The following is a 17,608-nucleotide window of genomic DNA, read 5'->3' as shown; positions in this document are numbered from 1 at the left end:
CATGAACGTAAGACAAGCAGCGCTTGATACGCTGATCAAAATCGAACAAGGCGGAGCCTATTCGACGATTGCGGTCAACGATTTATTAAACCAAAAAAAGCTAGCTTCAAAAGACGTGGGACTTTACACAGAGCTCGTCTACGGAACGCTCGGGCGGAAGCGGACGCTTGATTATATATTGGAGAAGCGTGTCCAAAACCCGAAAAAACTGGACAGTTTCGTCTTACCGCTCCTTCGGATGAGCGTGTATCAACTGTTCTATTTAGACAAAGTGCCGGACCGGGCCGTCTTACACGAGGCGGTCGAGATCGCCAAAAAACGTGGGCACTCCGGCATCGGCAAGTTCGTCAACGGCGTGTTGCGCAACGTCACCCGTGACGGGTTCCCAGATTTGAGTGGGCTTCCTGACGCCGAACGGATCGCGATCGAGCACAGTCATCCCGACTGGCTCGTCGCGGATTGGATCAACACGTACGGAATTGAGGCGACAGAGGCGATGTGCAAGTTGAACAACGAGCCGGCCCCGGTGACAGTTCGCGTCAACCGCAAACAAATCACGGTCGACGAGATGATCGAACGCCTCGCCGAGTCAGGCGTACAAGCGTCACGTTCTGAGCTATCGTCAGACGGTCTCGTCATCGAGTCCGGAAACGTTCATACGACGCCGTTTATCGACGCAGGACTTTTGTCGATTCAAGATGAGAGCTCGATGATCGTCGCCGACGCGCTCAGTGCCGAGAAGACCGAACGCGTGCTCGACGCGTGTGCCGCGCCAGGCGGCAAAGCGATGCACACCGCCGAACGGATGGACGGCGGGACGCTCGTGGCGCTCGACCTTCACCCTCATAAGGCAAAACTGATCGAACGACAAGTGAAGCGATTGCAAATCGATGGAGTGACCGCACTAGCCCTCGATGCAAGAGACGCCGGAGATGAGTTCGAACGTGAGAGCTTTGACCGCATCTTGCTCGATGTCCCGTGCTCGGGTCTAGGTGTCATTCGCCGCAAGCCAGATATTAAATGGACGAAGGACAAAGAATCCCTTTCTGGACTGCCGATCATCCAACGTGAAATTATTGACGCTGTCTTGCCACTACTGAAGCAAGGTGGTACGCTAGTGTACTCGACATGTACAATCGACCCGTCTGAAAATGAACGGCAGGCCGACTATATATTGTCGAACGGATTGACGTGGGATGAAACACTCCGAGATCGTCTTCCTGAAGTGTTACGCCCGATGGTGTCATCGGACCGCGCCGAACTCAAACTACTTCCGACGACGTTCGGAACTGACGGCTTCTACATCGCCGCATTTAAGAAAGAGGTATAAACATGAATCCAAAAGCAGTTGAAAAAACCCCATTAGTCGGCGCCAAGCCGTCTTTATATTCGCTCACATACCCTGAACTCGAACAATGGCTCATCGATGCAGGAGAAAAGGCGTTCCGCGCGAAACAGTTATATGACTGGATGTATGTCAAACGGGTGACGTCATTCGATGATATGACGAACTTGTCGAAACCGCTTCGTGAAAAACTCGATGCTTCGTTCCAGTTGACGACGTTAAAAGAACTCGTCCGCCAGGAATCACAAGACGGAACAATCAAGTTCTTGTTCGAGCTCCAAGACGGTTACTCGATCGAGACGGTACTCATGCGCCACGAATACGGCAACTCGGTCTGTGTCACGACACAAGTCGGCTGCCGCATCGGCTGTACGTTCTGTGCATCGACGCTCGGCGGGTTGAAACGTAACCTTGAAGCCGGAGAAATCACGGCTCAAGTATTAGATGTTCAACGGGCGCTCGACGTGAGCGGTGAACGTGTCGACTCGATCGTCGTCATGGGAATCGGCGAACCGTTTGACAACTATGACGAATTGATGCGTTTCTTGCGCACGGTCAACCACGATGACGGTTTGAACATCGGTTCACGCCACATCACCGTCTCAACGAGCGGAATCGTGCCGAAAATCTACAAGTTCGCCGACGAAGGGATGCGCATTAACTTTGCGATTTCACTTCATGCGGCGTCGACGGAAGTTCGGACACGTCTCATGCCGATCAACCGTGCCTACAACTTGGACAAGTTGATGGAAGCCGTCAACTATTACACGGAGAAGAGTGGACGTCGTATCACGTTTGAATACGGTTTGTTCGGTGGCGTCAATGATACAGAAGAAGATGCACACAAGCTTGCCGACTTGTTGAAAGGCGTCAAATGCCACGTCAACTTGATTCCAGTCAACCATGTGCTTGAGCGCGACTATGTGCGCACGCCACGTAATCAAATTTTTGCCTTTGAAAAAGTGCTCAAAGATCGAAAAGTGAACGTGACGATTCGTCGCGAACAAGGTTCGGATATCGATGCGGCTTGTGGGCAGCTTCGAGCGAAGGAGCGCGAACAAGAAACGAGGTAATCAGGAAGATGGAATTAGCATACCGAACCGACCGTGGGCAGGTGAGGGCTCAAAACGAGGATGCCGTCTTGATTTTAGGGGACGAGCATGCTGGGATCGCCCTCGTCGCCGACGGCATGGGGGGGCATGAGGCAGGAGAGGTCGCGAGCGGGCTCGTCATCGAGCAGTTTCGTCGCGCCTTTCCGACGCTTCCGGCCACACCGTTAGCGATGGAGACGTGGTTCCGTGATAACGTGGAGCTGGCAAATGAGCAAGTGCTTGAATTCGCGAAGCAGTCTAATCTCGTCATGATGGGGACGACCATCGCTGGCGTCTGTTGGCATGACGAAACGATTGTCATCGTGCACATCGGCGATAGCCGCGTCTACGCCCTTCGTGGCGGAACACTCCAACAATTGACGGAAGACCATTCTTACGTCAACGTGCTAAAACAACTTGGGGAATTGACGGAAGAAGAAATGCGGATCCACCCGAAACGAAATATTATCACCCGTGCGATCGGCTCAAAAGAGCACGTCGAACCTGATCTGCAAGTGTTTGCCGACCCCGAGTTCGACACGATTTTAATCTGTACGGATGGCTTGACGACTCACCTGACAGATGAAGCCATCAAACACGCCTTAACTCGTCCCATCTCTGCGGACGCTAAGGCGGACATGTTGATCGATCAAGCCAACCGATTGGGTGGGAGCGACAACATCACTGTGGCGCTCGTCCAATTTACAGATAGAAAGAGAGGATGAATCCGATGCGAAGTGGAGAACGAATCAACGATCGTTATCGGATCGAACAACAAATCGGTAGCGGCGGCATGGCAAATGTCTACCGGGCTCACGATGAGATTTTAAACCGAACCGTCGCCATTAAGGTGTTACGATCTGAATTCTCGCATAACGAACAATTTATACGCCGGTTCGAACGAGAAGCCCATGCGGCAACCAGTCTGAACCATCCAAACATCGTCGCCATTTATGACGTCGGAGATGAACAAGACATTTATTACATCGTCATGGAACATGTCGATGGTATGACGCTCAAACAATATTTACAGGAAGAGTACATATCAATCGAGGAAGCGTTACGGATCATGGGACAGATCTGTGATGCGATCGATCATGCCCATGCCCATCGCATCATTCATCGGGATATCAAACCGCAAAACATGATGATCGACCAAAACGGGAACGTCAAAGTGACCGATTTCGGGATTGCCGTGGCCATGTCGAACGCGACGCTGACCCATACGATGTCAGTCCTCGGGTCGGTCCACTACTTCTCTCCGGAACAAGCGCGTGGCAAGTTTGCCGATGAGAAGTCAGACATTTATTCGCTCGGTGCGGTGCTGTACGAACTTGTGACAGGACGAGTCCCGTTCATCGGTGAGACCCCGGTCGCGGTCGCGTTGCAACATTTGCAAGATGATCCGATCCGACCGCTCGACTTGAACCCTAAAATTCCGCAAGCGCTTGAGAACTGTATTATGCAGGCGCTCGCCAAATCGCCGGGGGCACGACATGCCTCGGTCGCTGCTTTTAAAAAAGACTGCTTGACGTCGCTCAGCCCAGACCGCGCGGACGAACCGAAACGGATGCCGACAGAACAAGACGAGTTTGATCAGACGCTCGTCATGGCGCCTGTCGTCCCGGAAGAACCGAAAGAAGTCGTCAAGCAGCCGGCAGCTGCAGTCGAGCCGGAATCAGCGACGCCGAAGAAACAAAAGAAAAAGAAGTGGTGGCTCTGGCTATTGCTCGTGCTTCTATTGATTGGTGGCGGGGTTGCCGCGTATGTGGTTGCAGATGAAATGTCACGTGCCGTCGTGCCTGATGTCGTCGGTATGAGCGTCGGTGATGCGACGACTGAACTGGAAGCATCCGGATTCGTCGTTGAGACGACGGACCGAGTGAGTGACAACGTGTCTGAAGGCGACGTGATTTCGCAAAACCCGCAACCTGGACGGAAGCCGAAGCGTGGAACGGTCGTCACCATCGTCGTGTCTGCTGGGAAAGAGACGGTCGAGATGCCTGACGTCGAAGGGTTGTCTCAAACAGCAGCGGAACGAACGTTGAAAGATCTTGATTTCACAGATATTGAAATCCAATCCGAAGCGTCCGAAACGGTCGACAGCGGAGATGTGATTTCGCAGTCGATCACGCCAGGTGAAGAAGTTATCGCGTCGGAAGAGACGGTCACGCTCGTCGTCTCGACCGGCAGCAATAAAATTGAGCTCGCCAATTTGACGGGCTACACGTTCGAAGAGGCGTCAACTTATGCCGAGCAAAACAACTTGAAAATCGTGAAACGCGATGAGTATTCGACGAGCATCCCAGCGAATCAAATCATTCGTCAACTTCCGACGTCAGGGACGGCGGTCGACCCGGGAACGGAACTGACGGTCATCGTCTCACAAGGGGTCGAGCCGACCGACATCTCGATCGAGCGAGAAGTGGACGTCGAAATCGAACCGCCGGCAGAAGGTGAAGAGGCGGAGCCGGTCGAAGTCGTCATCCGTACCGTCGATGCCCGTGGTGAGATCGAAGTGTTGCGTGATATGATCACAGAAACGACGACGTATTCCTATACGCTCGTCATTGCTCCGGACGAAGTCGGTACCGCGACGATTGAAGTCGAGGGAGAAGTCGTTCGGACCGATACGGTGACATACGCCCAAGCAAAAGATTCACAATGAAGAGGTGGCGTGCGCGTCACCTCTTTTCTAAGGAGGAAACAGGATGAAAGGAACGATTATTCGCTTGCAAGGTGGATTTTATGATGTCATGACCGAAACGAAAGTTGAAATCAGATGTCGCGCCCGGGGAAACTTCCGGAACCGAAACATTTCGCCCGTCGTCGGGGACGACGTCGATATTCAAGACCAAGGGGACGGGACCGGCTACATCATGGCTGTCGATGAGCGGTCGAACCATCTCGTCCGTCCGCCGATCGCCAACATCGATCAGGCGTTTCTGCTCTTTTCCGTGAAAGAGCCGGCGTTCTCGTTCCATTTGCTTGACCGCTTTCTCATTTTGATCGAATCGAAGCAAGTTCACCCAATCATCGTGTTGACGAAGATGGACTTGTTGCTAGAAGCTGAAAAAGAAAAAATTAGTGCGGCGGCAGCGCTATACCGTTCGATCGGCTATCAAGTCATTGAGACGTCGACCGAAGACGGAGCTGGAATCGAGCTCATCCGCAGCGCGTTCAAAGACAAGACGAGCGTGTTCGCCGGACAGACCGGCGTCGGGAAGAGTTCGTTGCTGAACGCGGTCGCACCGGAGCTCGAACTCGCGACTGGTAAAATTTCGAAAGCGCTTGGCCGCGGGAAGCATACGACGCGTCACGTCACGCTCATCACACTCGCGGACGGGTTCGTCGCCGATACACCTGGATTCTCGAGTCTTGAGTTCCCGGAAGAACTTGAAGTCGAGGAGATGCGTTGGTGTTTCCCTGAATTCGTCTTGCGGCACGATGACTGTAAATTCCGTGGTTGCGCCCATTTGAACGAGCCAGGTTGTGCCGTCAAAGCGGCGGTCGAGGCCGGAGAAATCGCTTCCACCCGCTATGCGAACTATGTTACGTTTATGGAGGAATTAAAAGATAGACAACGGAGGTACTAACATGATTAAAATCGCACCATCGATCCTGTCGGCCGATTTTGCCAACCTTGAGGCAGAGGTCAAAGCGGTCCAAGAAGCAGGGGCCGATTACATTCATTTTGACGTCATGGACGGTCAGTTCGTGCCGAACATCTCGATTGGACTGCCGGTACTCAAAAGTTTGCGTGACAAGTCGGACATGGTATTAGACGTCCATTTGATGATCGACCAACCGGAACGGTTCGTCGAGGACTTCGTTCAAGCAGGCGCCGATATCGTCACGGTCCATGTCGAGGCGACAAACCATTTGCATCGCGTATTGCAACAAATCAAAGGAGCCGGCGCCAAGTGTGGTGTCGTCTTGAACCCACATACGCCGTTGTCATCAATCGAGCACGTGCTCGGTGATGTCGATATGGTATTGCTCATGACCGTGAACCCTGGCTTTGGCGGCCAAGCGTTCATCGAAGCGGTCGTCCCGAAGATCGCGGCGCTCAGCGAGATGCGCCAAGCGCGTCGTCTCGACTTCGAGATCGAGATCGATGGCGGGGTAAATCCTGCGACGGCAAAACTTTGTATCGACGCAGGTGCCGACGTCCTCGTTGCCGGTTCAGCCATCTATAACGAACCGAGCTATAAAGACGCAATCGATAGCATTCGCAACGCGTCTCGTGTATAATCGTCTGTAGAACAACAAATATTGTCGCAAGGGGTGTCACATCTGTGGCTGAGAGGCATGAGCTAACCCTTTGAACCTGTTCCGTTCACACGGACGTAGGGATGTGGCGAAAATGCACGTTGCTACACGATAGCAGCATGGCGTTTACGTCATGCTGCTTTTTGTCGTTCACTCATATCAAGGAGGGAATAAGATGAAACAACGTTTAAAACTACAGGCGCTCATTGAAATCTCGCTGTTCGCCTCGCTCGGACTGATCTTTGACATGCTCATCCCATATCGGTTGCCGCAAGGCGGAGCAGTCAGCTTGGCGATGCTGCCGATTCTCGTGATGGCTTATCGGCATGGATTGAGAGGCGGACTCGCGACAGGCGCGCTCGTCGGGACGCTACAACTGTTATTTGGGGCCTATATCTTCACGCCGGTCCAGTTTTTACTCGACTACACGGTCGCCTACGGCCTCGTCGGAGTCGCCGGCATCTTCGCCGGGCAAGTCAAACAGTCGGCAAAAGACGGCGCCAAGAAAACGCTCACGTTCTATTTGATTCTCGGGGCGTTGATCGGCTCGGCGCTCCGCTACGTTGCGCACGTCGTCTCCGGCATCGTCTTCTTCGCCGAGTATGCGGAAGGACCGGTCGTCTTGTACTCGCTCGGCTATAACTTGACGTATATGTTGCCGTCGTTCCTCGTCTCGGCGGTCGTGATCGTGCTCTTGTTCACGTCGGCGCCGCGTTTCGTGACGCTCGCGACACGGGACATCAGATAATGCGTGTCTTGATTGTGGCTGCGAGCCCGGAAGCGGTCCCTGAGCTTCCTCGGAACGCCGATTACGTCATCGGCGTCGACGGCGGCTATCATACGCTGCTCGACCGTGGGATGAAGCCGGACCTGCTCGTCGGTGACTTTGATTCGTTCACAGGCACCGTGCCGGAGGAAGCTGTCCGTTATCCGTCTGAAAAAGACGTGACCGACCTTGAGATCGCTCTCGAGGCGGCACGAGGGAAAGGGGCGGACGTGATCGACGTGTACGGTGCACTCGGGGGCAGACTCGATATGACGCTCAGCAACGTCGGTCTGCTCGAGGCGTACCCCGAGATGCGGTTGTTCGCAGACGGGCAAGAAGTGCGCCTCGTCGGAAAAGGGGACTATCGTCTCCCGCGTCGTCCTGACCATTACTTGTCGCTCGTACCTTGGAAACGGGCCTCGGTCTCGATTCGTGGCGTCAAGTACCCGCTCGAGAACCATGACGTCGTCAGCCATGAGGCGCTGACGATCTCAAACGAGTGGTCGGCGGAAGAGGCGGATTTGCTCGTTCATAGCGGCAACGTCTTGATTATGTATATAAAGAAATAAACAAAAAAAATCCCATCGGCGCATGCCGCTGGGATTTATTTCGTTCGTGTATGGTAATTATACGCGTTCAACGAGACCTGATTTAAGAGCGCGAGCTGAAACCCAAACTCGTTTAGGTTTACCGTCAACGAGAATGCGAACTTTTTGTACGTTTACACCCCAAGTACGTTTTGTCTTGTTGAGTGCGTGCGAACGGTTGTTACCTGACTTAGGTGACTTACCTGTTACGTAGCATTTACGTGCCATGCGTTTCCCCTCCTTTTTTATGTGGGTTCGTCCTAATAGACACTCGTTTATATTAGCATGGGTTTTTTCACGATGCAACTAGAAAATAACCGGATGACAAGAAAAAAACTTGACATTACGGATGAGGATTTTAATAATGAATGAGGGTTGCGGTTACAATTGACCGAGTTTAGGGGCATGTCCTTTTAATAACTAGGTACTTATTGTAGAATATACTGTAGGAATCATTCCGAATAAAGGAGGCTACTCCATATGGCAATTGAAATGAAGACAACATATGGCAATATTGATATCACGAACGACGTGGTCGCGACACTCGCGGGCGGTGCGGCGATGGAATGTTTCGGCGTCGTAGGAATGGCGTCACAAGCTCAACTGAAAGACGGGATCGCAGAACTGCTCAAACGTGAGAATTATGCGCGTGGCGTTGTCGTACGTCAAGATGGAGAAGACGTACATATCGATATGCACATCATCGTGAGCTACGGGACGAAAGTGTCGGAAGTCGCGTACAACGTGCAAAGTCGTGTAAAATACACGCTCGGTGAAACTTTAGGATTAAACGTTTCGTCGGTAAATATATTCGTACAAGGCGTTCGTCTGACGAATGACTGACGAGAACGAAGGAGGATTTGGTGTGGGGTTAAAACGTTTAGATGGATTGGTGTTTGCGCAAATGGTCGCAAACGGTGCAGCCAACTTGAGCCAAAATGCAGATTACGTGGATTCGCTTAACGTCTTCCCGGTCCCAGACGGCGACACGGGAACGAACATGAATTTGACGATGACTTCAGGTGCGAAGGAAGTGGCCGCACTCGACACAGCGAACATCGCTGACGTGTCATCGAAGTTTGCCCGCGGCCTACTTATGGGGGCCCGTGGGAATTCGGGTGTTATTTTGAGCCAATTATTCCGTGGTTTCGGTAAATCGATCGAAGGAAAGACAGAATTGTCGACACTCGACTTTGCCGAGGCACTCAAACGTGGCGTCGACACGGCATACAAGGCGGTTATGAAACCGGTTGAAGGAACGATTTTGACGGTTGCTCGTGAAGCGGCCGACGAAGCGCTCCGTGCCTCTGAGTCGACGAGCGACTTCAATGAGTTCATGGAGCAAGTGATCACGGAAGCGAAAGCGTCGCTCGAGCGGACACCTGATTTGTTGCCGGTCTTAAAAGAAGTCGGTGTCGTCGACTCAGGCGGTCAAGGTCTCCTCGTCATCTATGAAGGGTTCCTCGCGAGCCTTGAAGGGAAAGAGCTCGAGAAGCCGCACGCACCGGTCATGGATGCCCTCGTTGAGGCAGAACACCATGCTGCGCAAGGTTTCATGTCGACGGAAGATATCGAATTTGGATATTGCACGGAGATCATGGTCCGTTTCCAAGACGAAAAGTTGAAACAGACTCCGTTCGATGAGGACGTGTTCCGTAACGAACTGTCTGAACTCGGAGACTCGCTCCTTGTCGTCGCCGACGAAGAGTTGCTCAAAGTCCACGTTCACGTCGAGACGCCGGGCGACGTCATCACGAAAGGACAACGTTTTGGTGAGCTTGTCGCGGTCAAGATCGAGAACATGCGTCAACAGCATTCGACGATTCTTGAAGAAGAGCACGGTGCCAACCAGCACGGCGTTCAAGCGACTGCCGTCAAAGCGAAAGTGCCTTACGCGATCGTCACCGTCGCCATGGGTGAAGGTGTCAGTGAACTGTTCCGTTCGCTCGGTGCCGCACATGTCATCGAAGGCGGGCAGACGATGAACCCGTCGACGGAAGACATCGTCAAAGCGATTGAAGCGGCGAACGCCGAGCACGTCTTCATCTTCCCGAACAACTCGAACATCATCATGGCCGCTGAGCAAGCGGCATCGGTCGCACCTTGCGGCGTCTCGGTCATTCCGACGAAGACGGTACCACAAGGACTAGCGGCTGCCATCGCGTTCAATCCTGAAGCGGATGTCGAGACGAACGAGTCGGTCATGAAGACGGCCGCAACTACGGTCAAGTCAGGACAAGTGACATACGCTGTCCGTGACACGAGTATCGACGGTGTCGAGATTCGTAAAGATGATCATATGGCGATTGCTGAGAAGAAAATCGTCGCATCATCAAAATCGAGTCTAGAAGCGGCAAAAGCGCTCGTAGATGCACTTGTGGACGCGGATGATGAGATTGTCACGATTTTGACGGGCGAAGGTTCGTCGGCGGAAGACGTCGCAGCACTCTCGGCTTACATCGAATCGAAGAACGATGAGATTGAAATCGAAGTTCACGACGGTAAACAACCGCTCTACTCCTACATTTTTAGTGTGGAATAAGCTGTATCTCAGCCCTGCCTTCTGTATAATGAAGGTAGGGTTTTTTTGAAAGGGGGAAATGCGATGAAATATCGCAGTGTGTTTGATATTATCGGACCGGTCATGGTCGGACCATCGAGTTCGCATACGGCCGGAGCCGCACGGATCGGTCTTATGGCCGGCAAACTGTTCGGCCGAACGCCGGACCTCGCGCGGATCACATTTTACGGGTCGTTCGCCGACACGTATCGAGGTCACGGGACAGACGTCGCCATCGTCGGAGGCATCATGGGGTTCGATACGTTCGATCTTCGCATCCCGCAAGCGCTCGACATCGCGAAAGAGCGGGGAATCGAAGTCGTCTTTGAGACGAGCGACGCGCTCACGGATCATCCGAACACGGCTCGGGTTCATCTCGAGGACGCGGAGGGGACGTTTGAGATCGTTGGGATCTCGATTGGCGGTGGCACGATTGAAATCACCGAATTGAACGGATTCCCGCTCAAGCTTTCCGGCGGTGGACCGGCACTCGTCGTCTTGCATCACGATCGCTTCGGGGCGATCGCGGCCGTGACGGGCATACTCGCCAAGCACGAACTGAACATCGGGCATATGGAAGTGAGCCGTCATGAAAAAGGCAAGCAAGCCTTGATGGCGATTGAAATGGATGAACCGATGCCAAAAGACGTATTAGCGGAACTGGAACGGTTACCTCAAATCGAACGGGTAGCCATCTTTGGGGAATAAGGAGAAACGACTATGTTTAAATCAGTAGAAGAATTAGTACGGACGGCAACGGAACGAAACATCCCGATCTCTGAAGTGATGATCGAGCAAGAAGTCCACGTCAGACGCTCGACACGAGAAGAGGTCATGGCGATGATGGAACGTAACCTTGAAGTGATGGAAGAAGCGGTCGAGCGGGCGATGCAAGGCGTGACGTCTGTGACGGGGCTGACTGGGAATGACGCCGTGCTCATGCAAGACTATGTCCGGTCGGGCAAATCACTTGCCGGTGACTTGATTTTAGATGCCGTCGCCAAAGCGATCGGCACGAACGAAGTGAATGCGGCGATGGGACGGATTTGCGCGACACCGACGGCGGGGAGCGCCGGGGTCGTACCGGGGACGCTATTTGCGGTCAAGGACCGTCTCGAGATGGACCGCGATGCGATGATTCGGTATTTGTTCACCTCGGGCGCGTTCGGATTCGTCGTCGCGAACAACGCCTCGATTTCGGGTGCGGCCGGAGGCTGTCAGGCCGAAGTCGGTTCCGCGACCGGTATGGCTGCAGCAGCCATCGTCGAAGCGGCCGGCGGGACACCGGAACAGTCGGCGACGGCGTTTGCGATCGCCTTGAAAAACATGCTCGGGCTCGTCTGCGATCCGGTAGCGGGTCTTGTCGAAGTACCTTGCGTCAAACGGAACGCCATGGGTGGGGCGAACGCGGTCGTCGCGGCTGATATGGCGCTCGCCGGCATCACGTCCCGCATCCCGTGCGATGAAGTCATCTCAGCGATGTACGAGATCGGTCAAATGATGCCGACCGCCTTGAAAGAGACGGCACGGGGCGGACTCGCCAACACACCGACAGCACGTCGGATCGAACGCAATATTTTTGGAGAGAAAGAAAATGCCAAACAGTGACGCGTTGACGACGCTCCGAGGGGTCGGGCCAGAGATGGCCAAAAAATTAGAGACGATGGGTCTCGAACGAATCGAGGACGTGCTAGAGCACGTCCCGTTTCGTTATGAAAATTATAACAGCGGTACCGTGACGACGGCAGTCCACGGGGACCTCGTCAAATGGAGTGGTACCGTTCAAGCGGAACCGCTCGTCCGCTATTATAGTAAAGGCAAAAATCGACTTCAGTTCCGGCTGTTGTTAGAAGAGCGCTACGTCGTCCATGTGACGATGTTCAACCGCGCTTTCTATAAAGACAAATTGGCGCTTGGTGCGACGGTTACGGTCAAAGGGAAATGGGATATGAACCGGATGACGATCAGTGCGACCGATCTCGAGTTCGGTGAGCTCGCGGACGGGTTACAGCCGATCTATTCGCTTCGGGCCGGATTGACGCAAAAGAATTTCAGTCGAATCGTCAAACTCGCCTTCGATCAGACGACGACGTTTGAGGACCGACTGCCGGAATCAATCCGCTTGCGTTACCGCTTGGAGGACCGGGCGTCGATGCTCAGAGGGATGCATTTCCCTGATTCGATCGAGATGTACAAACAAGCGCGCCGCAGTTATGTGTACGAAGAATGCCTGCTCTATCAATTGAAGCTTCAGGCGTTTCGAAAGATGGAGCGTTCCGGGAAAGGGAGGGCGCTCACGCTCGAAAAAACGCAACTGAACGAGTTCGTCAAGCGGCTCGCTTTCCCGTTGACGGGTGCACAGACGCGCGTCATTCGTGAGATCGTGAGTGATATCGAGAAGCCTGAACGCATGAATCGCCTGTTGCAAGGGGATGTCGGGAGCGGGAAGACAGTCGTTGCCGCGATCGCCTTGTATGCGACAGTGAACGCGGGTTATCAAGGCGCGCTCATGGTGCCGACCGAAATTTTGGCCGAGCAGCATGTCGCTTCGCTTGAACAACTGTTCGAGCCGTACGGGATCCGTGTCGCCTTATTGACGAGTTCGGTCAAAGGGAAGGCGCGCGCTACGTTGCTCGAAGCGATCAAAGCCGGTGACGTCGACATCATCGTCGGCACGCACGCCTTGATTCAAGGGCCGGTTGAGTTTTCGCGTCTGCACTTGGCGATCACGGACGAGCAACACCGGTTCGGCGTCGAGCAGCGGAAAATGTTACGAGACAAGGCCGATCTTGCGGACGTCTTGTATATGACGGCGACGCCGATTCCGCGGACGCTCGCGATCAGCGCGTTCGGGGAGATGGATGTGTCGACGATCGATGAGATGCCGGCAGGCCGGAAGCCGATCGAGACGTATTGGGCGAAAACGGATCAAATCGACCGGGTGCATACGATGGTCGAGCGCGAACTGTCACTCGGACGTCAAGCGTACGTCATCGCGCCATTGATCGAGGAATCCGATACGCTCGAAGTCGAGAGCGCAACTGAGTTGTATCATTTACTCAATGAGCGATTCCCGAACTATGCGGTCGGACTCATGCACGGAAAACTGTCGAGTGCCGAGAAAGATGAAGTGATGAAGGCGTTCGCTGACAACTCACTGCAAATTCTCGTGTCGACGACGGTCGTCGAGGTCGGGGTAAACGTGCCGAACGCCTCGCTCATCGTGATCCACGATGCGGAACGGTTCGGTTTGGCCCAGCTCCATCAGTTACGGGGGCGCGTCGGTCGAGGCGCACATCAATCTTATTGTATATTAGTAGGAGACCCGAAGTCTGATGTCGGGAAGCTCCGCTTGAAGACGATGACGGAGACGAACGACGGATTCGTGTTAGCGGAAAAAGATTTAGAACTCCGCGGCGCCGGCGACTTCTTTGGGACAGCCCAAAGCGGGTTGCCGAGTTTCCGTGTCGCCGACCCGGTCCTCGACCTCAAAGTGATGGAAGTGGCGATGCAAGACGCCGTCCGCTTGCTCGGCAGCGAGACGTTTTGGCAGGAGTCCTCGTACAGACCGCTGCGTCAATACTTGAAGCGACTCGACTTACTTGTCGGCGAAAGGTTAGAATAACACTTGAAAATTAAAACTAAAGAATATATACTGCTATTAGTACCAGGTATTAAGTTCTTTAGGGAAGAGTTTAGGAGGGAACTGAATGCGGGTACCTAAGAAGGAGCGGCAACGCTTACTGCAAGAAACGATTGAACATAACCCGTTCATTAAAGACGACGAACTGTCGAAGCAGTTCGCCGTCAGCATTCAAACGATCCGTCTTGATCGGATGGAGCTTAAAATTCCTGAAGTCCGGGAACGGATCAAGCATGTTGCTTCAGAGCACCTCGATGAAGTGAAGTCGCTCGCAATGAGCGAGGTCATCGGTGATATGATTGACTTGAAACTCGACGAATCGGCCATCTCGGTTCTCGACATGGAAAGAGAACACGTCTTTAGCCGCAATGAGATCGCCCGTGGACACGTCTTGTTCGCTCAGGCCAACTCGTTAGCGGTGGCGCTCATCGACGACGAACTGGCGTTGACCACTAAAGCGGAAATCCGGTTTAGTCGCCAAGTTCATCTCGGAGAGCGAGTCGTTGCCAAGGCTCGTGTTGTCAAACTGCGTCGAGACGGACGGACGGACGTCTCAGTGGATAGTTATGTCGGCGAAGAGTGTGTCTTTAGCGGAGACTTCACGATTTATCGTCGCGGTGAGGAGGAACAAGTATGAAGTTAGCAATTGATGCAATGGGTGGGGATCATGCCCCAAAAGCAATCGTGGACGGCGTAAAACAATTTGCTGAAAGTTTTCCGGACGAGCAGATGGAACTGTTTCTAGTCGGTGATGGAGTGAAGCTTGCGTCCTACGGGTTGACCGACCCGCGGATTACAATCGTTCCTGCGAGCGAAGTCATCACAGGCGAAGATGAACCGGTCCGGGCGGTTCGCCGGAAAAAAGACAGCTCGCTCGTCGTAGCGGCTCAGCTCGTCAAAGACGGGAAAGCAGATGGACTCGTATCGGCCGGGAACACCGGGGCGCTCATGGCGGTTTCGCTTTTTGTCATCGGTCGGATTCCTGGAATCGAACGTCCGGCACTGTCGCCAACGTTCCCTACATATACGGGTAGCGGTGTCGTCGTCTTAGATGTCGGGGCCAATCCGGACGCTAAGGCAGAACATTTGGTTGATTACGCGATCATGGGTTCGCTATACGCCGAGCACGTCCGCGGCATCAAGCGCCCACGTGTCGCGCTCCTAAACATTGGGACGGAGGCTGGGAAAGGAAACGCGCTGACGAAAGAAGCGTTCCCCCTCCTCGAACAGGCTCCGGTCCACTTCGTCGGAAACGTCGAGGCCCGCGAGGCGATGTCAGGTGACGTCGATGTCATCGTGACAGAAGGATTTGCCGGAAACATTTTATTGAAAGGTGTGGAGGGTGCTTCGTCAATGCTCATGAAAATGTTGAAAGAACAGTTCACGAGCGATATTGTCTCGAAGCTTGCCGCTCTCGTCTTAAAACCGAAACTGAAAAACTTGAAACAAACATTAGATTATCGTGAGCAAGGTGGTGCGGGCTTGTTCGGAATCAACGCCCCCGTCATCAAAGCGCACGGGTCGAGTGACGCATTAGCAATCATGAGTGCGCTCAAACAGGCGAAAATCATGGTTGACCATGATGTCGTCGCGAAGATCAAACAAGCGAAAGCAACAGACTAACGTAAAGAAGGTGAGTACATGAGAGAAGTGTGGATATTTCCCGGCCAAGGGTCACAAACAGTCGGTATGGGTCAAACGTTCTTAGACGATCCTGAACAGATGCAAGCGATCGATCGTCGACTCGGATTTGATTTGCTCGACGTCATGGCGGCCGGATCAAAAGAAGAGCTTCAACAAACGGAAGTCGCACAACCTGCCATCGTGGCGCACGCGGCGCTGCTCGCGCTCGCACACGGGAAGACCGGTGCCAAACCGGACGTCGTGATTGGCCATAGTGTCGGTGAGTATGCGGCACTCGTCGTCGCGGGCGTCATCGATCTCGAAGAAGCGTGTGTGCTCGTACGTGAGCGCGGTAAGCTCATGTCCGAGGTGAAGGATGGAACGATGGCAGCGGTCATCGGCATGACCGACGTCGCAGAAGCGTTCCACTTGACCGAGAAGATCAGTGCCAGCGGAAACCTTGTACAAATCGCCAATTACAACTGTCCGGGCCAGTTCGTCATTTCGGGTCACGTCGACGCGGTCAAACAAGCAGAGACAGACTTAAAACAGGCTGGGGCGAAACGCGTGTTGCCGCTAGACGTGTCAGGCGCGTTTCATAGCTCGTATATGATGCCTGCTGCGACACGGTTTAAAGATGTGCTCGCATCGTCACCGTTTAAAGATGCGACGATTGGGATCATTTCGAACGTCGACGCGGCGGTCCATACTGACGCCGAGAAACTAAAAGCGCTTCTCACCGAGCAACTGTACGCCTCGGTCCGGTTTGAGGACTGTGTCCGGAAAGCGATTGCTGAGGGGGTCGATACGTTCATCGAGTTCGGTTCGACGTCACCGTTGTCCGGGCTCATCAAACGAATCGATAAAAACGTGACACTTAAACAAGTGACGACGTTAGAAGAGGTTGCAGCGTTAGGGGGAGAAGTGCGTGCATGACCAAGTAGCAATCGTGACGGGTGCGTCCCGGGGTATCGGGGCCGCCATCGCGAAGCGTTTAGGGGAAGACGGCTTTCGAGTCGTCGTCAATTACTCGGGTAGTGTCGAGCAAGCAAAAGCAGTCGTTGCAGCCATTGAAGCAGCGGGCAGCGAGGCGATCGCCGTCAAAGCGGACGTCTCGAACGCTGACGATGTGAAAGCACTCGTCAAGACGGCAGTCGATACGTTCGGCCGTTTGGATTGCCTCGTCAACAACGCCGGGATCACACGAGACGGTCTGCTCATGCGCATGAAAGAGACCGACTTTGACGATGTGCTCGCGACGAATTTGAAAGGCGCGTTCTTGACGTCGCAAGCGGCGACGCGTCCGCTCCTCAAGTCGAAATCAGGGCGCATCATCAACATCGCCTCGGTCGTCGGAATCACGGGGAACGCCGGACAAGCGAACTATGCGGCAGCGAAAGCTGGACTCATCGGACTCACGAAATCGGTGGCGCGCGAGCTCGCGGCCCGTCACGTGACGGTGAACGCAGTCTGTCCAGGCTTTATCGAGACCGACATGACCGGTGCGTTGACAGACGCGCAGCGCGAAGCGACGCTCGGACAAATTCCGTTCAATCGCTTCGGCCAAGTCGAAGACGTGGCGAGCATCGTCTCGTTTCTCGCATCAAGCGAGGCCGCTTACGTGACCGGGCAGACGATCGCCGTCGACGGCGGCATGACGATGGCGTAAAAACAGAACTTTACCAATTGTAGTACATTTAATATAATTTACTTTGGAGGGA

18 protein-coding genes and 1 riboswitch are annotated in these 17,608 nt (G+C 53.8%); of the genes, 17 read left to right on the top strand and 1 reads right to left on the bottom strand.

What is annotated here, in order from left to right; genetic code table 11:
* The first annotated feature begins 1 nt into the window (after position 1).
* The 8 genes from rsmB (at position 2) to EVJ29_RS04960 (ending at position 8,043) form a co-directional block, all read left to right on the top strand.
* A complete protein-coding gene (gene rsmB / locus EVJ29_RS04995) occupies positions 2-1,330 on the top strand; it encodes a 16S rRNA (cytosine(967)-C(5))-methyltransferase RsmB (RefSeq protein WP_070327530.1) in 1,329 nt (442 codons plus the stop codon).
* Between the two features lie 2 nt (positions 1,331-1,332).
* On the top strand, positions 1,333-2,418 hold the full coding sequence (rlmN, locus tag EVJ29_RS04990; RefSeq protein ID WP_070327529.1) for a 23S rRNA (adenine(2503)-C(2))-methyltransferase RlmN: 1,086 nt from the start codon (positions 1,333-1,335) through the stop codon (positions 2,416-2,418).
* A gap of 8 nt (positions 2,419-2,426) precedes the next feature.
* Positions 2,427-3,161, top strand: a complete 735-nt coding sequence (locus tag EVJ29_RS04985; protein WP_070327528.1) for a Stp1/IreP family PP2C-type Ser/Thr phosphatase — start codon at positions 2,427-2,429, stop codon at positions 3,159-3,161.
* 5 nt (positions 3,162-3,166) lie between these two features.
* On the top strand, positions 3,167-5,104 hold the full coding sequence (pknB, locus tag EVJ29_RS04980) for a Stk1 family PASTA domain-containing Ser/Thr kinase (RefSeq protein ID WP_070327527.1): 1,938 nt from the start codon (positions 3,167-3,169) through the stop codon (positions 5,102-5,104).
* Positions 5,105-5,147: 43 nt separating this feature from the next.
* Entirely contained in the window at positions 5,148-6,032 is an 885-nt protein-coding gene (rsgA, locus tag EVJ29_RS04975; protein WP_070327526.1) for a ribosome small subunit-dependent GTPase A, read from the top strand.
* 1 nt (position 6,033) lies between these two features.
* Positions 6,034-6,690 carry a ribulose-phosphate 3-epimerase gene (gene rpe, locus EVJ29_RS04970; protein ID WP_070327525.1) on the top strand — a complete coding sequence of 219 codons (657 nt, stop codon included), beginning with the start codon at positions 6,034-6,036 and terminating at the stop codon, positions 6,688-6,690.
* A gap of 19 nt (positions 6,691-6,709) precedes the next feature.
* A riboswitch (TPP riboswitch) is annotated at positions 6,710-6,809 on the top strand.
* 74 nt (positions 6,810-6,883) lie between these two features.
* Positions 6,884-7,456: an energy-coupled thiamine transporter ThiT gene (gene thiT / locus EVJ29_RS04965; protein ID WP_236633398.1), complete on the top strand. Its 573-nt coding sequence runs from the start codon at positions 6,884-6,886 to the stop codon at positions 7,454-7,456.
* Positions 7,456-8,043 (top strand): thiamine diphosphokinase, encoded by a 588-nt coding sequence (locus tag EVJ29_RS04960; RefSeq protein ID WP_070327523.1) that lies wholly within the window; start codon positions 7,456-7,458, stop codon positions 8,041-8,043. Before thiT ends, EVJ29_RS04960 begins: the two co-directional genes overlap by 1 nt.
* Before the next feature lie 57 nt (positions 8,044-8,100).
* On the opposite strand, the gene rpmB is transcribed toward EVJ29_RS04960, so the two are convergent.
* On the bottom strand, positions 8,101-8,289 hold the full coding sequence (gene rpmB, locus EVJ29_RS04955) for a 50S ribosomal protein L28 (protein ID WP_015881349.1): 189 nt from the start codon (positions 8,287-8,289) through the stop codon (positions 8,101-8,103).
* Between the two features lie 252 nt (positions 8,290-8,541).
* Between rpmB and EVJ29_RS04950 the strand changes: the two genes are divergently transcribed.
* The 9 genes from EVJ29_RS04950 to fabG all read left to right on the top strand — a co-directional run bounded on the left by EVJ29_RS04950 (position 8,542) and on the right by fabG (position 17,556).
* The gene (locus tag EVJ29_RS04950) at positions 8,542-8,904 is read left to right on the top strand and encodes an Asp23/Gls24 family envelope stress response protein (RefSeq protein ID WP_016509701.1); all 363 of its coding nucleotides are present in this window, start codon (positions 8,542-8,544) and stop codon (positions 8,902-8,904) included.
* A gap of 22 nt (positions 8,905-8,926) precedes the next feature.
* On the top strand, positions 8,927-10,603 hold the full coding sequence (locus tag EVJ29_RS04945; protein WP_199749308.1) for a DAK2 domain-containing protein: 1,677 nt from the start codon (positions 8,927-8,929) through the stop codon (positions 10,601-10,603).
* A gap of 63 nt (positions 10,604-10,666) precedes the next feature.
* Positions 10,667-11,329 (top strand): L-serine ammonia-lyase, iron-sulfur-dependent subunit beta, encoded by a 663-nt coding sequence (sdaAB, locus tag EVJ29_RS04940; protein WP_035386362.1) that lies wholly within the window; start codon positions 10,667-10,669, stop codon positions 11,327-11,329.
* 12 nt (positions 11,330-11,341) lie between these two features.
* Positions 11,342-12,229, top strand: coding sequence for an L-serine ammonia-lyase, iron-sulfur-dependent, subunit alpha (sdaAA, locus tag EVJ29_RS04935; RefSeq protein WP_070327520.1), 888 nt, complete (start codon positions 11,342-11,344; stop codon positions 12,227-12,229).
* Positions 12,216-14,246, top strand: a complete 2,031-nt coding sequence (gene recG, locus EVJ29_RS04930; RefSeq protein ID WP_131489843.1) for an ATP-dependent DNA helicase RecG — start codon at positions 12,216-12,218, stop codon at positions 14,244-14,246. Before sdaAA ends, recG begins: the two co-directional genes overlap by 14 nt.
* Positions 14,247-14,331: 85 nt before the next feature.
* Positions 14,332-14,901 (top strand): transcription factor FapR, encoded by a 570-nt coding sequence (gene fapR / locus EVJ29_RS04925; RefSeq protein ID WP_016509712.1) that lies wholly within the window; start codon positions 14,332-14,334, stop codon positions 14,899-14,901.
* Entirely contained in the window at positions 14,898-15,887 is a 990-nt protein-coding gene (plsX, locus tag EVJ29_RS04920) for a phosphate acyltransferase PlsX (RefSeq protein WP_070327518.1), read from the top strand. The genes fapR and plsX overlap by 4 nt, the downstream gene beginning before the upstream one ends.
* Before the next feature lie 18 nt (positions 15,888-15,905).
* A complete protein-coding gene (gene fabD, locus EVJ29_RS04915) occupies positions 15,906-16,823 on the top strand; it encodes an ACP S-malonyltransferase (RefSeq protein WP_131504765.1) in 918 nt (305 codons plus the stop codon).
* Complete coding sequence (gene fabG / locus EVJ29_RS04910) at positions 16,816-17,556, top strand: 3-oxoacyl-[acyl-carrier-protein] reductase (protein WP_070327516.1); 741 nt, start codon at positions 16,816-16,818, stop codon at positions 17,554-17,556. Before fabD ends, fabG begins: the two co-directional genes overlap by 8 nt.
* The last annotated feature ends 52 nt before the right edge of the window (positions 17,557-17,608 follow it).

This window comes from Exiguobacterium sp. SH4S7, assembly GCF_004336795.1.
Taxonomy (GTDB): domain Bacteria; phylum Bacillota; class Bacilli; order Exiguobacteriales; family Exiguobacteriaceae; genus Exiguobacterium; species Exiguobacterium aurantiacum_A.
Note: the sequence above shows the minus strand (reverse complement) of the source record. Positions and strands in the feature narration are given on the sequence as shown.